Below are 21,618 nucleotides of genomic sequence, written 5' to 3' on the forward strand. Positions count from 1 at the left end.
CCTATCGGATCGGCTTTTCCCGCCGGTGCGGGACCGACGCCGCCCGGCGCTGCGGTCACACGCCGGTCGGCGCCAACACGATGTCGAATCGAGTGCGCGACCAGCTACCGGTCACCACCCTGCCGTCGGGTGTCGGCGTCCCAGCGGGCTGTTCGACGAAATCGTGCACGAGGGAGTCTTTCACTCCGAACACCGAATCGGAGCCCAGCAGCCGATCGCCGCGAACAAAGATGTGCGTCACGAGCGTGCGGCATCCCTCGTGCGACACCATGAAGTGCAGGTGAGATGCCCGCATCGGGGACCGACCGACCGCGGCGAGCATCTCACCGACCGGACCGTCGGCCGGGATCGGATACGGGGTGGGTGTCACGCCCCAGAACCGGTACGACCCATCCGCGCCGGTGAAGAGATGCGCGCGACCGGCGACCCGATCATCGTCGTACTGCACGTCGTAGAAGCCGTCCTCGTCGGCCTCCCATACCTCCACCCGCGCGCCGTCGAGCGCGTTCCCGAGGTGATCGCGAACGGTCCCCTCAACCCAGCACGGCTGACCCGACGCACCGGCCGCGATGTCGCCGCCGTCGGGTATCCGCGGCGAGTCGTCGACGAAGAACGGCCCGAACACCGTCGCCTCGGTCGCGTCGCCGTAGGCGGCGTTGTTCACGGCGATCGTTTGCATCGACGCGCCCAATACGTCGGAGAGCAGGATGAACTCCTGACGACGGTCATCGGTGATGTGTCCGGCGCGGGTGAGGAAGTCGATGGCGGTGCTCCATTCGGCCTCGGTGAGGCGGGTTTCCCGGATGAAAGCGTGCACGTGTTCGACAATGCCGATCATCAACTCCCGCAGCCTCGGATCGGCACAGTGTTCGAAGGAGGCCACGACGTCGGCGATGAGTTGCGCTTCGCGTCGCTGCTGCTCGTCGACCGAGTCGACGGCACGGTCCACAGTGGAGTCGGTGGTGCTCATGTGATCGGTGTTCCTTTCCATGCGCGGCGAAGCAGCGCCGCGAGGTTGACTTCGGTCAGCTCGACCGGGTTGCCGTCGGGCATGACGCCGAGGATGGCGAGCGCAGCATGTTCGATTCCGGCTTCGGGCATACCGAGTTCGGCCAGTGAGCGCGGCGCATCCAACCGCTGGTAGAGGTTGGCAAGTCCGTCGTTGGCTGTGGACGAACCCAGCGCTCTGGAGATGCGGGTATTTGCGGCATCGTCGGCGGGTGCGTTGAGCGCCACGACGTGCGGCAGCACCACGGCATGGGTCTGCGCGTGGGGCAGGTTGAACATGCCGCCCAAGACGTGGCAGACCTTGTGGTGCAGCCCGGAACCCGCCGATGCGAACGCGACCGCGGCCAGATATGCGCCGTACAGGGTGCGCTCCCGTCCGCAGAGAGCGCCGGGATCGTCGACGATGTCCCCCAGTCCACACGCCAGTGACCGGATGGCCTCCTCGGCCAGCGCCTGATCGATCGGATCCGACCGCGGCGCCCACATCGAATCCACCCCGTGGGCCAGTGCGTTCAGCCCGCTGGCCACCGCCATGTCCGACGGCATCGACGCGGTCAACGTCGCGTCGTAGATCACCGCGCGCGGCAGCACCCTCGGGTCGACGCCGGTGCTCTTCGTAGCGTTCTGCGTCATCCCCCACATATCGGTGGCCTCCGATCCGGCGAAGGAGGTGGGCACCGCGATGATCGGCAGCCCGGTGGTCAGCGCCACCGCTTTGGCCAGCCCGATTGCCGACCCGCCGCCGACACTCATCACCGCATCGACATCGGCGATCTTGGCGCGCTCTCGTGCGGTGTCGGCGAGTTCGACGGGCACATGCATGGTGACCTCATGCTGCCGAATCGCGACCGGCAGGCCCTCGGCGAGCCTGTCAGCGTGCCCGCCGGATGAGCCGATCAGCATCAATCGTCGGACCCCGAGCCGTTCCACTTCGTCTGACACCGCACGGGCTGCATCGTCGGGAGCGAACACCACTCGCTGAGGGTTGCTGACGTGCACGAAACTCATCGTCATGTGCGGCACAGCAATTGGGTCATGGCAGCACGCAGCGCGGCCTCCGGATCGGTCGGCAGGTCTTGTGACCGCCAGGCCACGTGTTTGTCCGGCCGGATCAGCAGCGCACCGGCCTCGCCGACTTCGCGCAGCCTGGCCCAGTCGAAGTAGAGGTCGGTCACCTCGCGTCCGGGCCCGATCACGATGGCCTCCAACGGGATTCCCATGGTCGCCGACACCTTCGCGGCAGCCTCCTCCCACTGCTCGCCTGCCACGCCGGTGATCAGGGTCCAGCGACGGTAGGGTGCAAGATCCATCGTGGCGAGCTTGGTGTTCTGATCTCCGACCCAAGCGTGCGGCAGGTGGGCACCAGGGCTGGTCGACATGACGTGATAAAGATCCGGATCGAGGCTCGGTGGTGGCGACGTTCCATCGGAGATGACCGCGTCGGACTGATAGAACTGACCGAGTTCCACTCCGTGAGCGTTGAACTCGTAGTTCTTGGTCTCCATGGCGTCGACCAGTGCGGCGCGCATCGCTGCACCTTCTGGGGTGTTCTCCTTGCGACGGTTCATGGCCGCAGCCATCTCTGCCGGGTCGGTCAGTCCCTCGATATCGAGTGCAGTGAAGATGTCTGCGAACTCTCGCGCCGACCGATTCGCCCGTGTGACAATGCGTTTGGCGACCGGCGCCCGTTCAGCGGTGTAGGTGTCGAGCAGTCCCTGCCCGGCCTGACCGGACAGCACGGCGGCGATCTTCCACACCAGGTTGTAGGAGTCCTGGATGCTGGTGTTGGACCCCAGTCCGTTGCTGGGCGGATGGCGGTGCACGGCGTCGCCCACGCAGAACACCCGTCCGCGCTGCAAATTCGTCGCATACATTTCGTTGACGCCCCAGAGGCTGTAGCCGGTGATCTCCGGTTCCAGATCCGGCATGCCGAGTAGGTCGCGGACAATCTGGGTGGCGGCGGCATCGTCGAGAACCGGTGGCGGCTGGTTGATGTCGTAGCCCCATACGATCAGCCACTCGTTCCACGGCCGGACCATCCGGACCAGTCCGGTGCCGATGCCGCCGACGTTGGAGCCGGGCTGGATGACCCAGTAGAGGACACTCGGGCGGTGGTCGACGAGGGCGGCGATGTCGGCGGTGAAGGTGATGTTCATCGACCCGGCGATGTCCATCGCCCCCTCGAACGGCAGGTCGATGTCGGCGGCGATCTGCGAGCGGGCGCCGTCGGCCCCGATCAAGTACTTGGCGCGTATGCGGTAACGGTAGGCGGTGAGTCGGTCGAGGACTTCGACGGTCACCCCGTCGTCGTCCTGGGTGTGCGAGAGGTACTCGGTGGAGAACCTGGCCTGCGTACCGCGAATCGTGGCGTTGCGCACCAGAATCGGCTCGAGGTAGGTCTGCGGGATATCCACCGTCAGGCATGGCGAAGCGAGCTGGTAGTCGGCCTCCCGGTCGGGACGGGTGCCCCAGGTGCGGATTCTGCCGATCTCCTCGCCGGCGATTGATGTGCAAAACACAGTGTCGCCGACGAGGTCGTGCGCGGTGGCGTCGACCAATACCTGGTCCTCGATGCCCAGGTCTCGAAAGACCTCCATCGCACGCTGATTGGTGATGTGCGCACGCGGCGTGTTGGCCGTCCAGCGGTACTTGGTGATCATGATGTTGTCGATGCCGAGTTCGCTGAGCATCAGCGACGCGGCCGCCCCGGACGGTCCGGATCCGACGACGAGCACATCGGTTTCGACCACCTGGCCGGTGGGTATCTCGGTCTGGGCCATGCCGTCGTCGAATGCGGGCATTGGTGGCCACCTTTCCACGACCGGTCCGGCCGGTCGTCTACGTTGTTTGTCGCTCGTGTCCCGAGAGGCACTGGCGAGAGATGAGTTGTGGTGAGCTGAGACGAAATCCGTCAGAACACGATGACCGGCTTGATGACTCGGCCGCTCTTGGCCGCGGCGATCGCATCGTTGATCGCGTCCATATCGAAGGTGGTGACCAGTCGTTCCACCGGCAGATCACCGTTGCGCCAATGGTCGACGAGTTCGGGTATCACCTGGTTCGCGTCGCAGTCGCCGATCGCCACACCGGAGATGGAGATATTGCGGGCGATGAACATGGTGACATCGGTCGTGAACGCGGTGCCCGGTGGCGGCGCGCCGATCACACCGCAGTGTCCTCCGGTGATCGTCGCCGCCATCGCGACGTCGAGAACTCCTGCCGCACCGCTGGTTTCGAGCGTCTGGTCGGCGCCGCCACCGGTGATGCGCTGAATCTCTTCGACGGAATCCGATGCCGACGGATCGACGACGTCGGTGGCACCGAGCTCGAGGGCCAGCTCGCGCCGCGAGGCGACCGGGTCCACACCGATCACCCGGTCGATGCCACGAATCCGGGCCGCCATCACGGCTCCGAGACCGACGGTGCCCAAGCCGAATACCGCCAGGCTGTCCATCGGGCGGGTGGTCTGGGGATGAAGGACCGGCCCGGCGCCGGTGATGATGCCGCATCCCAGCGGCGCCGCGACCTCTGCCGGCACGTCATCGGCGACGACGACCGCAGTCGAGCGGGGCGCAAGAATCGTTGCAGCAAAAGAGGATTGACCGAACCAGTGCGAGTGGATCGGGCTGCCGTCCAGAGAGAACGCCGTTGTGCCGTCGGGTCGACCGCCTGCGATGTTCATCCCGAAGGCGTTGGCGCACGCCCAGTACCGACCGCGGTCGCAGCTTCGGCAATGTCCGCAGTGATCAATGGTCAGCACCACCCGATCACCGATACGCACATCGTCGACTCCCTCACCCACCGCTGTGACGGATCCGGTTCCCTCATGGCCGAGGACGATCGGGAACTGTGCCGGAAACTGTCCGTCGCGCGCGCTGAGATCGGTGTGGCAGATACCGCTCGCGGCCAGGTCGATCCGGAGTTCGCCTGCGGCCGGTGCGCCGATCTCCACCTCCTCGACATTCAATGGCGCGCCGATGGTGGCGGCGACCGCGGCGCGCACCGTGCGTGATGGGCCTGCCGATTCGTCGGCGGCGGGGTCGGTGACGGAAACACTCATGACGACTCCTGTTTTGGTGTGGCGCTGTGTGATGTGGCGCTCCAGGCGCCGAAAGCACTGCGGAAGAACAGCAACGGCTCGGCGTCGGGATGGCCGTCAAGGGCAACTACCCGTCCCACGGATAGGAAGTGGTCACCGACGATGTGCTCGGCGTATAGCTCGCACTCGATGTGGGCGACCGCGTCGTCGAGCAGCGGTGCGCCGGTTTCACCGAGATGCCATGGCGCAAGCGCGAATCGGTCGATGCCGCGGCGTGCGAAACCCAGCGCGGTCGCCGATTGCGTGCTGGACAGCACGTTCACCGCGAACGACCCGCTATCCCGGATCGCGGGATAGGTCGACGACGTGGCCGCAGGCGCGAAAGCCACCAGCGGTGGGTCCAGCGACATGCTCATGAATGACTGGCAGGTCATGCCGACGTTCTCGCCGCTCCTGGACGCGGTGATCACCACGACGCCGGAACAGAATCGCCCGAGAACGTCGCGGAACAGATCCGAATCGAACGGGTCGCGAGTTGGGCGAGCGGCATCTGCCCTGATGTCGAGTGCGGTCATCGTCGCGGCTCCACAACAGCTGCGACGACCTCGCAGGCGGCCACCTGATTGAGGACGCCGTCGATGGCGTCGAGGCCCACGGTGGTCGAAACCATTGAATCGAAGTCCAATTCACCGCGTTCGAGAAGCCTCGTCCACACCGGGATGTCACGCAACAGGTTGGTCTGTCCCCACTGGCAGCCGTGAATCTGTTTGCCGTTCATCGCTGCGTCGAACGCGCTGATCGGCAGTGTCGCAGTGAGGAAGTCCTTGGTGACGCTGGCGAGGACGACGTGACCCGTCGGGCGCGTGATCGCCATGGCGGTACCCATCGCGGTCGCCTCACCCGAGGCCTCGAAAGCGAACTCGACGCCGCGCTTGTCGCCGAAGAGAGCCGGATAGCTGCCGGCCACCTCTTTGACCTTCTCGACGAGGTCGGGATCATTGGCGTCGAAGGTGTGTGTGGCGCCGAACTTTTCGGCAATTTCCCGACGGTGCGCCAGCGGATCGATGGCGATGATCGTTTCTGCTCCGAGAACACGCGCGCTCTGCAGGTATGCGAGCCCCGTCATGCCACACCCGACGACCGCGACGCTGGCTCCCGCGGTGACCGGCGCGACGTTGAACGCTCCGCCTACGCCACCTGCACCGCCGTCGGCAAGGACGGCCAGCGCCTGATGGGATAGACCTGTGGTCAGCGGTACCACCTGGATTTCCCTGGTCAGCATCTGTTCGGCGTAGGACCCGAGGTAGGAGTGCGCGACCGTGGAACCCGTTCTGGCGAGCTCGATCTCGGGCCCGAGAAAGGTCAGCTCGCCGCACATGTCCGGCCGATCGCGTAGACATGCGTAGCAGACACCACACCACGGATTGGCCGATGCGAGCACGGTGTCGCCCACGCGTACCCGACTGACGTCGGAGCCCACGGCAGACACGATGCCCACACCACCGTGACCGGGAATCTGCGGGATGTGTGCGCCGGGCGGGAACGGGGGATTGTCGAAGGCGATGACGTCGGTGATGCAGGCGACCACCGCGGTGGTGTCGACAACCACTTCGTGCGGGCCGGGAGCGGGCAGGTTCACATCGTCGACCTCGACGTGGCGGCCGTTTCCGTGCCAGAGTGCCGCGCGCATCAGGCGTTCGCCTCTGCGAGCGCGGCAACGGCGTATCCGCTGGCGGTGGCTTCGCGAATGGTCTGCGCGACGTGGCTGCGGTACATGGTGAAGTCTCGCCAATAACGTTGTGTGCGTGTGCCATCCTTCATCGCGCTGGACCCAGTCACACGAGCCATCAGATCCATCGCTTCGGTGAGCACCTTGCCAGCCTGGATGGCCAGCGAGACCAAGCGCTGATTCTCGGCAATGGTGACCGGCCTGCCGGTCGCCGCCGACTCGGCGCACAGTTGGGTGTAGGAGGCGGTGACGCTGAGCAGGCAGGCTTCAGCCTGATCGATCAGGGTGGTTGCCTCGCCGTACCACTGCCGATAGAACGAGTCCTCTGCGCGGACAGCCATCGGTGGCCACATCGTCTTCTTCACCGGCATCGTCGCCGCGAACTCGTCGAACATCGCCTTGGTCATTCCCAATGCGACGGCGAGCAATTCGGCGAAGAAGAACGGCTGGATCGGCCCGATGTACATCGGATTGCCATACAGCTCAAGCCCATAGGTCTGATCCGGACGAATGGCGTTGATATCGATGTCGAGGACGTATCCGTGGTCGACGACGCAGTGGTCGACCTTGACCGAGTTGGAACCGCTGCCCTTGAGGCCGATCAACGTGCCCCAGTCGTCGAGGACCTCGTACTTGTCGCGCGGTACCAGCGCCAGCCCCGGATGGGGACGACCGCCGTCGGCGGGCATGATCATCACCGCATTGAAAACGTGTGTCGAGTAGGGCACGCCTGAGCAATAGTCCCAGAGCCCGTTGAGTTCCCAACCACCGTCCACCGGCGTCGCGGTCACCGAGGGCACCACGCGGGAGGGCGCGATGAAATGTCCGTCGGCGCCCATGGCCTCGGCTTGAACGTCGGCATCGAACAGCCCGGCAAGGTTGACCACATGGGCCGAGCCCAGGCACAAACACCATGCTGTCGAAGGACATCCGCGACCGATTTCGACGACGACGCGCAGGAAGTCTTGAATCGACAGTTCGTAGCCGCCCAGAGCAGCCGGCTGCAGCATGCGGTAGAAGCCGAGCCGCCTGAACTCCTCGTGCAGCTCCGGCGAGTAGCGGGTGCGTCGCTCGGTTTCGGCTTGCTCCTCGCGCAGCCTGTCCCTCAACCCACGCGCACGAGCCAAGAAGTCGTCAACGGTCAGTCCTGGCTCGGGGACCGGGATCTGCTTCCGCACAGACGTTTTGGTGGAATCAATGACGGTCATCGACACTCCTCTGATTGAGACCCACGGCCGACACCAGTGACGGTGGCGGCTCGCTTCTGTTCTCGAGTGTGATGCGGCGCACATCGGTAATGAAAGGAGATGCGGCGAGGTTGGCCGAAATCAGCCGCGATGTCTGATCACCGGAGGGCGTTGACCGAATTCCAAAGCCGTTCCACGACTTGCTCGTTCACCCATCGCCCCGAAGTGCACGGCGAAGTGCGTTGTCGCGCAGTATGTCGTCGGGCCTGTTCCCGAACCTGGCGTGGTACGTGCGCGAGAAGTTGCCGACCGAGCCGAAACCGCAGCGAACCGCGATGTGGGCCACGGTCAAACCGTCGGCGGCTTGGAGCAACATCCCCCTGGAGCGTAGAAGACGTTGCTCACGAACATATTTGGGCACGCTGGTGTGCGCCTCGGCGAAGATCCGGGACAGGTGCCGTTCACTGATCCCGACAGCACGTGCCACGTGTGGTGCGGTCAGACCTGGATCGGACAGATTGGCCGCGATGTAGTCACGTGCTCGGTCAAAATGATTGTGAACGGCTGGCTCCGGTCGCGGGGAGAGGACAGCGGAGATGAGCTCCACCAGGTCGTCCTCCGCGAGCGACTCGGCCGCCTGATCGCTCGTCGCAGCAATCAATCGCGTTCTCAAAGCGGCACCGGCGAAGTTGTTGCCGATGTCGATGACCCGCGGAGTGAATCCGATTGGCACACCCGTCGATCGTTGCAGAAGTGGCGTCGGAACGACGACGGCCAGAGCTTCGGTGTCCTCGCCGAAGCCACTGACGAACGGGCGCTCGAGGCTCGTGACCAACAACCGATCGACCGTGGCGAAGTGGGTCTGGCCGTCGGTGAACAGGAAAGTATGGCCTTTGAGGGTGATCGTGATCAGCGTGGCGGGCACACCATCGTCGGATACAAATCTGCCCGACATCTCGACGATGTGGGACCCCATTCGCAACGACATGACACGCAGCGAGCCGACCTCGGCCACCGTTCCCGTTGCATCGAGTCGCTCGTCACCGAGGACTTTGGCGTGCAGCGGCAGAAAGGTACTGCTGGTGAACTCCTCCCACCGGGCCGCGGATTCGACACCGAGCCCAGCGGTGGTGAAGGCGATCGGATCAGGAGCCGACGGCCGCCCCGACGCCCCACGTGCCATGTCTACTCCCACGTCCTCCAGTGCTCGCGACGAAAGACGCGATGAAACCGCACTGCCACGCCGCACCTGGCCATGTTATCCAGGTCACACGATGGTTCGGCAAGTGGCGTGAAAGCATGGCCGAAATGACGCCGGATGGCCGATTCCCACAGGAGACGGACCCTCAGTGCGCGGAGAAGACCGCCAGTTCGCCCGCGCTGATCTGGCCGTTGATGCCGTCGCGACGCAGGCCGCGGAACCCGCCGACGACGAACACAGCACCACTGACACCGCGTGCCTGCAGATGCCAGGCCAGCCACTCGGCCTCGTGGCCGTCGTCGCTCACGACGACCCAGCGCCGATCGGCGGTTGCCGTGCGCAGCGAGGTCGGTGAGCCGGGGGTCAGCAGGTCGAGCGCTTCCGCGGCGTCGACCGCCAGCGCACCGAGCAGCGCGCCGTCGAGCCTGCGCTTGCGGTGACTGCGGATGTCGACCGGCACTGCTCCTGCAGCGATCGCGGCGCGGTAGGCCGTGGGCTGAAGCGAGAGCGGAACGTCGGGGACGGGCTGTGTGACCGGCGCCTGTGCGAAAGAGTGAACCTGGACCAGTGCGTTAACCAGCGGTGATGCGGTCATGAGAGAAACCTCGAGAGTGATCGAAACGAGCGGGGGCGTCGACGAAGGGCGGCCGCATGATGCGGACTCAGCCCTGACAACACTCCTGACAGCTCTTGATCACGGCGACAAGTTTGCCACAGTGCACCGCCGCGGGCCAGGCCTGCGGGAGTTTTGTGCTTGCGGCGCGCAAAAAGAAGAAGTTCGACGCCGCGCTGGGCGTGCCAGGTCAGCGGGTCCCGCGCCCACGGCCCTGCTGTTTGGCCCGCTCGGACACCAGGCGTAGCCCCTCGAGAGTCAGATATGAGTGGTGCGTGGTGAGCGTGCGGCTCTCCGGGAAGATCAGCGGCGCCAGCGACCCGGTGGCCACGACTGTCAGATCCCGGCCGTCGAAGCCGTCGACGGTGCCGCGCACCCGGTCGACGAGTCCGTCGACCTGCCCGGCGAATCCGTACAGGATTCCCGACTGCAACGCTTCGACGGTGTTCTTGCCCAACACGCTGCGCGGAGGCATGAGCTCGACGCGGCGAACTGTGACCGTGTGCTCGGCGAGGGCCTCGACGCCGAGGTTCACTCCGGGTGCGATGGCACCGCCGAGGAACTCGCCCTTCGCAGACACCGCGTCGACAACTGTGGCCGTGCCGAATGCGACGACGATGCACGGTCCGCCGTAGATATGGTGCGCGGCAAGACAATTGGCAACACGATCAGTGCCGACCTCTTTGGGATTGTCGACGAGCAGCGGAACCCCGGTGCGCACACCCGGTTCGAGGAGCACGTGATGGACGCCGTCGTAGTAGCGCGAGACCATGACACGGAGCTCGCGCAACAACGCCGGCACCGTCGACAACGCGGCCACGCCGGTGATCTGCTCGATGTCGCCGCCGAGTAGGCCGCGAATAGCCATCGCGAGTTCGTCGGCGGTCAGGTGCGGGTCGGTGTGAATCCGCCAGTCCCGCACCAGGGTGGCGTGCTCACCCGACCCCGCGAACACCCCGAGATGGATGTTCGTGTTCCCGACCTCGACGGCGAGCAGCATCGACGACCTAGACCGTTGAATCTGCGAAGTCGGTTCGCGCCGAGTCAGTTTCGGGGTGGCGGGGGTCGAGTAGTCCTGATCCTTCTGGTGCGTGCGCGGGATCTGTGCCGTTCTCGACGACGCGGTTGGCCTCGTCGACGAAGACCACGTGCGGGCTGTAGGCCCGCACTTCCGCTTCGTCGAGGATCCCGTAGGCGATGATGATCACCAGATCACCGGGATGAACGAGATGTGCTGCCGCGCCGTTGATCCCGATGACGCCCGTACCGCGGTCGCCCGCGATCGCATAGGTCTCGAGACGGGCGCCGTTGGTGATGTCGACGATGGTGACCTGTTCACCTTCGAGAAGGTCCGCGGCGTCGAGCAGGTCGGCGTCGATGGTCACCGACCCGACGTAGTGCAGATCGGCCTGAGTGACGGTCGCCCGGTGGATCTTCGACGTCATCATGGTGCGAAACATGCTGTCATTCCTCTGTGTTGGCGTGCATTGCGGGCGGGCTGCAGAGTCTGTGGGGGCGTGATCTCGACTAGCTCGATCAGCGGGGAACGGCGCTCGATCAGCGCGGGGCGGCGCTCGATCAGCGCGGGAGTGATCTCGACAAGCTCGATCAGCGAGGAACGACGCTCGATCAGCGAAGAGTGGCGCTCGATCAGCGAGGAACGGCGCTCGATCAGCGAAAGCCGGTGCGGGTCAGTACGCATCGGGATTCCCGATGTCCTCGGGCTCGATGCCGATCGATACGCCGACGTTGTCGATCAGCCGCGCGGCGCCGAGGCGGGCGGCGACCAGCAGGCGTCCGTCGCCCTTGTCGGGCGCTTCGCCGAGGGCGCGGTCACGCAGCGCGAGATAGTCGAGTTCGATGTCCGGCGACGTCGCCAAAACCGCTTGTGCGGCAGCGAGAATCGCATCCTTGCCGCCGGGAGCGGCGTGAGCTCCCGCGGTGAGCGCCGCAGACAGCGTGGTCGCGACCTCACGCTGCTCCGGTGTCAGGTAGCGGTTGCGCGACGACAATGCCAGGCCGTCAGCCTCGCGCACCGTCGGCACCCCGACGATGTCGACGTCGAGGTTGAGGTCGGCGACCATCTGCGCGATCAACACCAACTGCTGGTAGTCCTTCTCCCCGAAGAACGCGGCGTGCGGTGCCGCGATGTTGAGGAGTTTGCACACCACGGTCAGCATCCCCGCGAAATGCCCCGGGCGCACGGCGCCGTCGAGGATGTCCCCTGCCGGTCCCGGCACGATCGTGGTGCGCGGCCCGAGTGGGTACATGTCGTCGACGGTCGGCGCGAACACCAATTCCACACCGGCGGAACGCAACAGCTCGACGTCGTCGTCGAACGTCCGCGGGTATGCGTCGAGGTCTTCGCTCTCGCCGAACTGCAGCGGGTTGACGAAGATCGACACGATGACCACCACATTGCCGACGCTCTTGGCGGCGTCGATCAACTGCAAGTGGCCCGCGTGGAGCGCACCCATCGTCGGCACCAACGCCACGCGCTTACCCGCGCGACGCAACGCCTGGCTCACCCGGTGCAGCGTCGCAGGGTCGCGATGCACCGTCAGTTCACCTCGGGCGTAGGCGTCTGGACTCAGCGGCGCGGTCATCGTTCTCCTCCGATACGGCTCGAAAGGCCGTGCATCACAACATCTGTCGACATCTGTTCGGTGTTCACTCACTGCTCCAATACGTCGAGGAGCGGTGCGGGTGCGTCGGTGTATGCGGCTGCCCGGCGCGCAAGGATGCGATACGCCTCGGCGATGGCGTCCGGTCGATGACCGCCGGGTAGTGCTCGGAGAGCGTCGAGGTGGTCTGCGACGGCCTGCGCGTCGCCCCTCGCCACGGGGCCGGTCAGCGCGGAGGGACCGAGGTCGAGCACATTGTGCAGAGCTGCCGTCAGAAGCGGCGCGAGAATGCGTTCGGCCAACCGTTCCGAAGATCCGTCGACTGTTGCCGCGTCACGGCCGGACTCCCCCGCACCGCCCTCGATGGCCGCGTTCATCGCCACGACCGCATCACTGACAAGTGCGACGAGATGATTGGCACCGTGCGCGAGTGCTGCGTGGTAGAGCGTGCGGTCGGCCTCGGCGATCCGGACAGGCTCACCGCCCATCTCGAGCACGAGGGCCGACGCTATCGCGAGACCCACCTCGTCGGAAGCGGTGACGCCAAAGCAAGCCTGCGGCAGTCGGGCGGTGTCGTCGTCGGTTCCGACGAACGTCATCGCGGGATGAATGGCGAGCGGAAGCGCCCCGAGCGCGGTGAGGGGCGCCAAGATGTCGACGCCGTGCGCGCCCGCCGTATGTACGACGAGCGTCCGAGGACGCAGCCGTCCGCTGTCCACGATCTCCGCGACAACGTCGGAGATGCGGTCGTCGGGTACGGCGATGATCAGGAGCTCCGAGCGGGCGACCACGTCGGGAAGATCGAGAATCTGCGATTCGGGAAGTCGTTGGGCGGCGCGGCGTCGAGACTGCGGCGACCTGGCCACGACCGCTCCAACCACGTGGCCTGCGCGTTCGAGTGCCTCGCCGAGTGCGGTTCCGACACGTCCCGCCGAAATGATGCCGATAGTCAGGCGCGCGGGTGTCGGCAGATTGCTGACCCCTGCGAATTCGGCGGAGAAGGATCCGGAATGGCCTGCTCGCCCCGCGTCGCGGGGTGGCTGATTCGACACGGCGGGATCGCCGTTCGGTGAGGTCACCGGTGTCCTCCCAGATCGTTCCAGTCCCAACTGCAGCGTGGGTACCGGACGTGCACCGCAATGCTAGGCGCTCGACGCATCGTCGGGCCAATGCCTGTGAGGCGGGTCACCCAAGCGGATCGTCGACGACACGGGTGAGACGCTCGACGGCTCTGACCAGGTCGACGGAAGGGGAAAGTCAGTCCTCGCGACGACGACGTCCGCCGCCACTGCCACCGGGAGACTGGCGAAGCTGATTGAGCAGCTCTGCGACGGGCAGTCCAGCGGTATGCGCGGCGTCGTGGTCCTCATCGTCCTCACGACGTCGTCGGCCACCGCTGTAGGTACTCGCGGGCGCACCGTCGCCGGTCTCGTGCCGACCCGCCGCGGAGTCAGGGGTGTCGACCGTTTCGGAGTCACCGGACTCGGGCGCCGACGTTGCCGTCTCAGCCTGGGCCTCCTGCTCCGGCGCCGCGACGGTGTCGGCGGCTGAAGGAGTCGTCTCCGCAGTGGGGACATAGAACCCGCCGGAGAACGGTGACGCCGAGGTCGATCCTGCAGGGGGTTCCTCGTCGTATCCCGAGGTGTAGGGCGCCCGCGGCTGTTCGTCGACCACGTCGACGACGACCTCGTCAGCCCTCACCTCTTCTGCACCGAAATCCTCCGGGCCGAATTCTGGGCCCGATCCCGCTGCGCCCAATCCTTCTGTGCCCGATCCTTCTGTGCCCGATCCTTCTGGGCCAACGTTCTGCTGGTCGGCCTCAGCTTGCGCCGCAAGCTCCTCGTCGACAGCGACCGTCTCGACCTCGTCGGCGCTTACGTCCTCGACGGCCGCATACTCCACCGCGCCATACTCAACCGCCCCGTACTCGACGGCTGTGTCTTCGGCGTGGATGTCGTCGAGCGGGACCTCGGCGGCGATGCGCCCGGAGATGGGGGCGTCACCCGGAACCACCGGGAGCACTTCGGTCAGTTCGTTGGGGTCGACGTCGGTCCCGAAACGTCGCGGAGCGTCGAACGGGCGGGAGTCGCGTCGACGATGCTCAGCACCGGGAGCGGTCTGCTCGAAGTCGCGCGCGGCAACGGCGCCGTCGTCGTGAGCGGTGTAGTCGGTCGTGCCGTACCCGCCGGAATAGCCCGAGTCGCCGTAACCCCCGTTGCCGTACCCGGTATGGGATTGACCCGACTCGGCGCCGAGACCACCGAGGCCCGAAGCCAGCTCACGCAGCTTCTCGTTGGGAAGAGCCGCGCGCTGATCGGGCAGCGACTCACCCAGCAGCATCTCGAGGCTCGATCGCAGTGCGAGCACCTGCGCCTTGAGTTCGGCCAGTTCGACGCCGGCTTCGTCGCTGATCTCCTTGCGAATCGTCGACTCGACGTCGAGCTCGTACTGCCTGCGCGCGGCGATCTCGCGCTCGAGTTGCAGTTCGTACACCAGGCGCAGGTCGCGGCTCTTGCTCTCGGCGCTTTCGGCCTGCCTGCGGTAGCGCGTGACAAGAATCGCCGCGATCACCGCCGCCCACAGCGCAGCGATCACCGCCAGCGATCCGAGCACCGAGATTTGATCAGTGAAGAGCATCAGCACGCTGGCCACAACGGCCAGCACGATCAGGAGACCCACCAACCACTGCCCGACGCGACCGGAACGGCGTGTGTCGGCGGCACGGCCAGTCGAGGTCGTCATGATCGTGAACTTACCCTCTGACAGCCGCCACGACCGCCAGGCTGGTGCGGAGAGTCACGATTGGACCCCTAAGAAGTCGTCCGATCGCGTCACACATGCAAGTCACGCGGGTCCGGGATGACCGTCTGCCCGCGGCTGCGTCGGCTGGTCGGTCGGGTCATCGGGTGCCCGGCAGCAGTACTCGAGCCACAGCGCCGCACCGACGAGCGCGAGTCCGCCGAAGGCGCCCACGATCGCGCCGGGTCTGTCGTGCTCGGCGGCATTCACGCCGTGCTGACTCCACAGGAACACCAGCATCCCCACCCACACGCCGACGGCCACAGCGCCGAGGATCGCGGACGCCTTCGCCAGGGCGAGCACACGCGCCGCCGTCAGCGGGTGCAACTGCCCGCGCGCCCGACCCACCTGACGGTCGGCGACACGTGCGCGCACCACGAAAGCCATCGCCGTCTCGATCGCGGCGAGCACGTAGAGAACGATTCCAGCAAGCAGCGGCAGCGGGGGCAGCGCCGAGTAGTTGTAGCGCACCAGAATCCACGAGACCACGGCGACGAAGACCGCGATGATCAACAGATCGCGTGGTCGCGTCGGACCCAGGCCGGGTTCGTCGGACTCCGGTGGCGTCGACGGCTGCGGGACGGTCACCTCGACACCTCACTCCCAGGTCGGCCCGGCTGCGAGTTCCCGGGACGCGCGGACAGTCGATGCACGCCCGCGCGTTCACTCGCGGGTAGCGCCGCAACCAGGTCGACGACGAACCGGACACCGTCGGGCGTCCACAGCGTCGCGTCGGGTTCGATCTCCAGCCACGGAACGAGTACGAAGGCCCGGTCGGCGGCACGCGGATGTGGCAGCGTCAGCACCTCGTCGTCGCTGGTGATCGGCTGTCCGTCTGCGTCGGTCGCACAGATCACGTCGACGTCGAGTGTCCTCGGGCCCCAACGAATATCACGGGTCCTATCGGCAGCGCGTTCGAGTTCGAAGCCCCGCTCCAACCAGTCGCGCGCCGAGATCGGGGCGTCGACGATCAGCGTGATGTTGTAGAAGTCGGGTTGTTCGACGCCGCCCCACGGGGCCGTCGAATAGATGCTCGACGCCGCGACGAGGTCGTCGGCGAATGCGTCGACGACCTCGCGAAGCCGGGCCTCGCGGTCGCCGAGATTGGTACCTGCGGACAGCACGGCGCGAGTCACCGGACACCACCGGCCGACTTGCGAGAGCGTCGGGTCACGACGGCGACGTCGGCGAAATCCAGCGGGATCGGCGCGGACGGCTTGTGCACCACCACCTCGCAGGCGTGGATGCGGTCGTCGAGCATGATCTTCTCCGCGATCTCCCCGCCGACGGCCTCGATCAGATTGCGCGGGCCACCAGCGACGACGTCGTGGACCTGCTGTGCGAGCGATCCGTAGTCGATGGTGTCGGCCAGATCGTCCGACGCCGCAGCAGCACGCAGATCGGCCCACAGCGTCACGTCGATGATGAAGTCCTGCCCGTCACGGCGCTCGTGGTCGAAGACGCCGTGGTTGCCACGCACGCGCAGACCGCGCAGTTCGATGCGGTCAGCCATCTCCATGCTCCCGTCGGACGGCGTGCCGGTCGCGCCCACCTGTACGCCACGCCGCAGCGACAGTCACCGCATCACGGTTGGCTGCGACGTCGTGTACCCGAACTCCCCACGCACCGTGCACCGCGGCGAGCGCGCTGATCGACGCCGTGGCGATTTCGCGGCCCTCCGGCGCACGATCATGGCCGTCCGCGGCGAGCAGCGTACCGAGGAAGCGCTTGCGCGACGCCCCGACGAGCACCGGGAAACCGAGATCGACCAGCGTCGGCAACGCGTTCAGTAGCGCCCAATTGTGTTGTGCGGTCTTGGCGAACCCGAGACCGGGATCGAGGATGATGTTGTCGGGATCGACGCCGACGTCGACGGCGGCGTCGACTTGGCCGAGCAGTTCACGACTGACCTCTGCGACAACGTCGCGGTATCCACCCGTGTCGTCGACCCGGTGGGTGAATCGTCGACCGGCATCCGATTCGGCTGCCGCGGGACGCCAGTGCATCAGAATCCAGGGCAGTCCGGCGTCGGCGAGGAGCGCTGCCATGCCCGGGTCTGCGCGACCGCCCGAGACGTCGTTGACGATCGTCGCCCCGGCCTCGATGGCGGCCGCCGCCACGCCTGCGCGCATCGTGTCGACCGAGACCTGCACGCCTTCGGCAGCAAGTGCGGAGATCACCGGAACCACGCGCTTGATCTCGACGGACTCATCGACGCGCACCGCACCCGGGCGGGTCGATTCACCACCGACATCGATGATGTCGGCGCCGTCGGCGAGGAGACGCACACCGTGTTCGACGGCGCGGTCGGGGTCGAGGTAGCGACCACCGTCGGAGAACGAGTCGGCGGTGACATTGACGACGCCCATCACCTTCGTGCGTGCGGCATCGACCGTGTCGGCGGCGACCGGGTGAGCGGTCACCGGGTGATGAGGTCGAGTGCCTCGCCGCGCGAAACGGCGCTTGTCTTGAAGATGCCGCGCACCGCGGACGTCGTCGTGCGGGCGCCCGGCTTGCGGATACCCCGCATCGCCATGCACAAGTGCTCTGCTTCGATCACGACGATCACGCCGCGCGGATTGAGCCGCTCAACCAGGGCATCGGCGATCTGGCTCGTCAACCGCTCCTGCACCTGCGGACGCTTGGCATAGAGGTCGACGACGCGCGCCAACTTCGACAGTCCGGTCACCTGGCCGGTCGGGCCCGGAATGTAGCCGACGTGGGCGACACCGTGGAACGAGACGAGATGGTGCTCGCACGTCGAGTACATCGGGATGTCTTTGACCAGCACCAACTCGTCGTGATCTTCGTCGAAGATGGTGGCGAGCACCTCCGACGGGTCGGTGTAGAGACCGGCGAACATCTCGCGGTACGCATTCGCCACGCGAGTCGGTGTGCGCCGTAACCCCTCGCGGTCGGGATCCTCGCCGACCGCGATCAGCAACTCTCGCACAGCCGCCTCTGCGCGCTCCTGGTCGAAGAAGCGCCCATCACCGGTCGACAAATCACGCGACGCGTCGTCGTGAGTCGCGATGTCGTGACCCTCGCTGATTGTCATCGATCCGGCCCTCAGGCTCCGTCTCCGGGTGAACGGTTGTCTCCGTGCGAACCGGTCTCCCCGTGCGAACTGTTGCGCTGCGACCCGTCGCCGGCATCATCGCGATGCTGCCCGCCGTTGCTGCCCGCTCCGTGCTGGCCGCCGTACGAACCGTTGCCGTAGCCATACCCGTTGGGCTGATTACCGTTTGGCTGGTTTCCATTTGGCTGATTTCCGTTGGCGCCGTTCGGGTTTCCGTTCTGCGGGTACCCCTGCGACTGGGGATATCCCTGCGACTGCGGATATCCCTGCGACTGCGGATTCCCCTGCGATTGGGGCGGCCAACCCGGCGCCGACCAGTCACGCGGAGCACCATAGTCGGGGCGAGTGCCGCCACCCTGCGAACCCTGCGGGTAGCCCTGCTGCGGATAGGGCTGTCCGTATCCCTGACCCGGGTACGAACCCTGGCCCGGATAGGAACCCTGACCCTGATGGGGGGTTCCGTAGTAGGGCTGCTGCCCACCGGGGTAACCCGGGGCGGCGGGAGCACTGCCTGCACCGACCGGCTCGCGCACCGGCTCCGGCGGCGGAGGAGGCCACGGCTCGCCGCGCTCGATGGCCAACTCGCCCGGGGTCTTCACCGGGGGCTTGTCGCTCGGGGTGCGCTCGCCGAACTCGTTGAACGTCGTGATCCGCGGACGCTTTTCGACGTCGGACAGGATGTTCTCGAGATCCTTGCGCGTCAGCGTCTCCTTCTCGAGGAGTTCACTGGCAAGCACGTCGAGGGTGTCGCGGTACTCGGACAGGATCGCCCACGCCTCGGTGTGTGCGGCCTCGATCAGTCGGCGCACCTCGTCGTCGATCTCACTCGCGACCTCGGCGGAGTAGTCACTCTGCGCGCCCATGCTGCGGCCGAGGAACGGATCGCCCTGCTCCTGCCCGTAGCGCACGGCGCCGAGCTTGGCGCTCATGCCGTATTCGGTGACCATCGCGCGTGCGATCTTGGTCGCCTGGTCGATGTCCGACGACGCGCCGGTCGTCGGCTCGTGGAAGACCAACTCCTCCGATGCGCGACCGCCCATGGCCATCACCAGACGAGCGATCATCTCCGAACGCGTCATCAGGTCTTTGTCCTGCTCGGGCACGGCGAGCGCGTGACCACCCGTTCGTCCGCGCGCGAGGATCGTCACCTTGTAGATCGGGTCGAGATCGGGCATCGCCCACGCGGCGAGCGTGTGTCCACTCTCGTGGTACGCGACGACCTTCTTCTCGTGTTCGCTGATGATCCGGCTCTTGCGACGCGGTCCGCCGATGACGCGGTCGACCGCCTCCTCGAGCATTTCCGCCGTGATCTGCGTCTTGTTCTCGCGCGCGGCGAGCAGTGCGGCTTCGTTGACGACGTTGGCGAGGTCGGCGCCCGACATTCCTGGCGTGCGCTTGGCCAAACCGTCGAGATCGGCATCCTCGGCGATGGGCTTGCCCTTGGCGTGCACCTTGAGGATGGCCCGACGACCCGCGATGTCGGGGTTGCCGACGGGAATCTGCCGGTCGAAACGTCCGGGACGCAGGAGCGCCGGGTCGAGGATGTCGGGACGGTTGGTCGCCGCGATCAGGATCACACCCGAGCGGTCGCCGAAGCCGTCCATCTCCACGAGCAACTGGTTCAGCGTCTGCTCACGCTCGTCGTGACCACCGCCGAGACCAGCACCACGCTGACGGCCGACGGCGTCGATCTCGTCGACGAAGATGATGCACGGACTGTTGTTCTTGGCCTGCTCGAACAAATCACGCACACGCGACGCACCGACACCGACGAACATCTCGACGAAATCGGAACCCGAGATGGTGAAGAACGGCACGCCCGCCTCGCCCGCGACTGCCCGCGCGAGCAACGTCTTACCCGTTCCCGGCGGACCGTAGAGCAGCACGCCCTTCGGGATCTTGGCGCCGAGAGCCTGGTAGCGCGCGGGGTTCTGCAGGAAGTCCTTGATCTCGTAGAGCTCTTCGACAGCCTCGTCGGCACCCGCGACGTCGGCGAAGGTGGTCTTGGGCATGTCCTTGGACAACTGCTTGGCCTTGGACTTGCCGAAGCCCATCACGCCGCCCTTGCCGCCACCCTGCATGCGGTTCATGACGAAGAAGAACAGTCCGAACAGCAGCAGCATCGGCAGCAGGAAGATCATGATCTGCCAGAACACCGACTGCTGCGTCACGTTGGTCTGATAGCCGGCCCCGGTCGACTTGACCGAGTCGAAGACCTGCTCGCCCGCCGAAGCCGGGTATTTGGTCGAGATCTTCGTGACGTCCTGGCCGTCGACCTTGATTGCATCCTTGGTCTCGATCCGCAACTGCTGTTCGCGATCGTCGATCTGGATGAACTTGGTGTTCTTTGTGTTGAGCTGCGTCAACGCGACAGAGGTGTCGACCCCGGTATAGCCGCGATCGCCATCGCGCATCGCGCTCCAGCCCCACAGGGCGAGCACCAGCACCGCGAGTATCGCGAGGTTACGGAAGACTGTCTTTCGGTTCATGCGCATTGGTGGAGGTCCAGGCTACGTGGGGCCGCCCGGCGCCGTTACCACTGTCCTTCCCATCGGTTCGTGAACGATGTGAACGCCACCCAAGGGTTCGGTCGTACACATTGAGGCTACCGGTCAACGATCACGCAGGTGAAACCGTTCCCTGTTTATCTGCGCGGGCTCCCCTCGCGCGCTGTGCGGGCTAGTTCTCGTAGACCGACGCGCGCAGGCGGCCGATGAAGGGGAGGTCGCGGTAGCGCTCCGCATAGTCGAGGCCATAGCCCACGACGAACTCATTGGGGATGTCGAAGCCGACATCGGCGACGTCGACGGGCGAGCGGACCGCCTCCGGCTTACGGAGCAGGGTGCACACCGCCAACGACCGCGGCTGACGGGTGGCGAGGTTCTTCATCAGCCACGACAGCGTCAGCCCCGAGTCGATGATGTCCTCGACGATCAGGACGTCACGACCTGCGATGTCGCGGTCGAGGTCCTTGAGGATGCGCACCACGCCCGACGACGACGTCGCCGACCCGTAGCTCGACACCGCCATGAACTCCATCTGCGACGGAATGGGCAACGCGCGGGCGAAATCGGTCATGAACATGATCGCGCCCTTGAGGACGCCGATCAGGACCAGATCGTCCTGCAGATCCGTGTAGCGCTGCGCCACCGACTGGGCCAGCTCCGCGGTCCGCGCCTTGATCTGTTCCTCCGTTATGAGGACAGCTTCGATGTCGTCGCCGTAGTGGTGCTCGATCTCGATCTCGGAATGCACGGATACCGGCTCTTCGAAGTTAGCCGGGCACTGCTCAGCAGTGGAATTGCTGGTTGTTGGCCCGCTGGGCGCGGGTGCAGTGGA

Annotated in this window: 22 protein-coding genes; all 22 read right to left on the bottom strand. The window is 66.0% G+C overall.

The genetic code is table 11. The features are described from left to right. Positions 1-55: 55 nt before the first annotated feature. Positions 56-970, bottom strand: a complete 915-nt coding sequence (locus tag A5788_RS05935) for a dioxygenase family protein (RefSeq protein ID WP_049699934.1) — start codon at positions 968-970, stop codon at positions 56-58. After that, positions 967-2,022, bottom strand: coding sequence for a maleylacetate reductase (locus tag A5788_RS05940; RefSeq protein WP_082937841.1), 1,056 nt, complete (start codon positions 2,020-2,022; stop codon positions 967-969). The genes A5788_RS05935 and A5788_RS05940 overlap by 4 nt, the downstream gene beginning before the upstream one ends. Further along, on the bottom strand, positions 2,019-3,809 hold the full coding sequence (locus A5788_RS05945) for an FAD-dependent oxidoreductase (RefSeq protein ID WP_064864218.1): 1,791 nt from the start codon (positions 3,807-3,809) through the stop codon (positions 2,019-2,021). The genes A5788_RS05940 and A5788_RS05945 overlap by 4 nt, the downstream gene beginning before the upstream one ends. A 110-nt stretch (positions 3,810-3,919) precedes the next feature. After that, the gene (locus A5788_RS05950; protein WP_064864216.1) at positions 3,920-5,068 is read right to left on the bottom strand and encodes an NAD(P)-dependent alcohol dehydrogenase; all 1,149 of its coding nucleotides are present in this window, start codon (positions 5,066-5,068) and stop codon (positions 3,920-3,922) included. Continuing rightward, entirely contained in the window at positions 5,065-5,622 is a 558-nt protein-coding gene (locus A5788_RS05955; protein WP_064864214.1) for a flavin reductase family protein, read from the bottom strand. Before A5788_RS05955 ends, A5788_RS05950 begins: the two co-directional genes overlap by 4 nt. Then, positions 5,619-6,737 carry a zinc-binding dehydrogenase gene (locus A5788_RS05960; protein WP_064864212.1) on the bottom strand — a complete coding sequence of 373 codons (1,119 nt, stop codon included), beginning with the start codon at positions 6,735-6,737 and terminating at the stop codon, positions 5,619-5,621. Before A5788_RS05960 ends, A5788_RS05955 begins: the two co-directional genes overlap by 4 nt. Further along, positions 6,737-7,984, bottom strand: coding sequence for an acyl-CoA dehydrogenase family protein (locus A5788_RS05965; RefSeq protein WP_197494455.1), 1,248 nt, complete (start codon positions 7,982-7,984; stop codon positions 6,737-6,739). The genes A5788_RS05960 and A5788_RS05965 overlap by 1 nt, the downstream gene beginning before the upstream one ends. A gap of 187 nt (positions 7,985-8,171) precedes the next feature. Continuing rightward, positions 8,172-9,146, bottom strand: coding sequence for an AraC family transcriptional regulator (locus A5788_RS05970; RefSeq protein ID WP_064864208.1), 975 nt, complete (start codon positions 9,144-9,146; stop codon positions 8,172-8,174). Between the two features lie 163 nt (positions 9,147-9,309). After that, a complete protein-coding gene (locus A5788_RS05975; RefSeq protein WP_049699942.1) occupies positions 9,310-9,759 on the bottom strand; it encodes a hypothetical protein in 450 nt (149 codons plus the stop codon). A 208-nt stretch (positions 9,760-9,967) separates the two neighbouring features. Continuing rightward, a complete protein-coding gene (locus A5788_RS05980) occupies positions 9,968-10,777 on the bottom strand; it encodes a type III pantothenate kinase (protein ID WP_064864206.1) in 810 nt (269 codons plus the stop codon). Positions 10,778-10,784: 7 nt separating this feature from the next. Beyond that, positions 10,785-11,237 carry an aspartate 1-decarboxylase gene (panD, locus tag A5788_RS05985; RefSeq protein WP_049699944.1) on the bottom strand — a complete coding sequence of 151 codons (453 nt, stop codon included), beginning with the start codon at positions 11,235-11,237 and terminating at the stop codon, positions 10,785-10,787. After that, complete coding sequence (locus A5788_RS05990; protein ID WP_064864204.1) at positions 11,222-11,479, bottom strand: hypothetical protein; 258 nt, start codon at positions 11,477-11,479, stop codon at positions 11,222-11,224. Before A5788_RS05990 ends, panD begins: the two co-directional genes overlap by 16 nt. After that, positions 11,469-12,383 carry a pantoate--beta-alanine ligase gene (gene panC / locus A5788_RS05995; protein ID WP_064864202.1) on the bottom strand — a complete coding sequence of 305 codons (915 nt, stop codon included), beginning with the start codon at positions 12,381-12,383 and terminating at the stop codon, positions 11,469-11,471. The genes A5788_RS05990 and panC overlap by 11 nt, the downstream gene beginning before the upstream one ends. Positions 12,384-12,451: 68 nt before the next feature. Next, a complete protein-coding gene (locus A5788_RS06000) occupies positions 12,452-13,480 on the bottom strand; it encodes a Rossmann-like and DUF2520 domain-containing protein (protein WP_049699947.1) in 1,029 nt (342 codons plus the stop codon). Between the two features lie 178 nt (positions 13,481-13,658). Continuing rightward, a complete protein-coding gene (locus A5788_RS06005) occupies positions 13,659-15,143 on the bottom strand; it encodes a DUF6779 domain-containing protein (protein ID WP_064864200.1) in 1,485 nt (494 codons plus the stop codon). A 102-nt stretch (positions 15,144-15,245) separates the two neighbouring features. Next, a complete protein-coding gene (locus A5788_RS06010; RefSeq protein ID WP_049699949.1) occupies positions 15,246-15,788 on the bottom strand; it encodes a DUF3180 domain-containing protein in 543 nt (180 codons plus the stop codon). Then, the gene (folK, locus tag A5788_RS06015) at positions 15,785-16,336 is read right to left on the bottom strand and encodes a 2-amino-4-hydroxy-6-hydroxymethyldihydropteridine diphosphokinase (RefSeq protein ID WP_064864198.1); all 552 of its coding nucleotides are present in this window, start codon (positions 16,334-16,336) and stop codon (positions 15,785-15,787) included. The genes A5788_RS06010 and folK overlap by 4 nt, the downstream gene beginning before the upstream one ends. Beyond that, positions 16,333-16,713, bottom strand: a complete 381-nt coding sequence (gene folB, locus A5788_RS06020; RefSeq protein WP_064864298.1) for a dihydroneopterin aldolase — start codon at positions 16,711-16,713, stop codon at positions 16,333-16,335. The genes folK and folB overlap by 4 nt, the downstream gene beginning before the upstream one ends. Next, complete coding sequence (gene folP, locus A5788_RS06025; protein ID WP_049700102.1) at positions 16,706-17,569, bottom strand: dihydropteroate synthase; 864 nt, start codon at positions 17,567-17,569, stop codon at positions 16,706-16,708. The genes folB and folP overlap by 8 nt, the downstream gene beginning before the upstream one ends. Positions 17,570-17,619: 50 nt before the next feature. Further along, positions 17,620-18,258 (bottom strand): GTP cyclohydrolase I FolE, encoded by a 639-nt coding sequence (gene folE / locus A5788_RS06030; RefSeq protein ID WP_064864196.1) that lies wholly within the window; start codon positions 18,256-18,258, stop codon positions 17,620-17,622. 11 nt (positions 18,259-18,269) lie between these two features. Beyond that, positions 18,270-20,768 (bottom strand): ATP-dependent zinc metalloprotease FtsH, encoded by a 2,499-nt coding sequence (gene ftsH / locus A5788_RS06035; RefSeq protein WP_197494456.1) that lies wholly within the window; start codon positions 20,766-20,768, stop codon positions 18,270-18,272. A 190-nt stretch (positions 20,769-20,958) separates the two neighbouring features. Then, complete coding sequence (hpt, locus tag A5788_RS06040; RefSeq protein WP_049699953.1) at positions 20,959-21,534, bottom strand: hypoxanthine phosphoribosyltransferase; 576 nt, start codon at positions 21,532-21,534, stop codon at positions 20,959-20,961. Between the last annotated feature and the right edge of the window lie 84 nt (positions 21,535-21,618).

The sequence above is a fragment of the Gordonia sp. 852002-50816_SCH5313054-c genome, from assembly GCF_001665925.1.
Taxonomy (GTDB): domain Bacteria; phylum Actinomycetota; class Actinomycetes; order Mycobacteriales; family Mycobacteriaceae; genus Gordonia; species Gordonia jacobaea.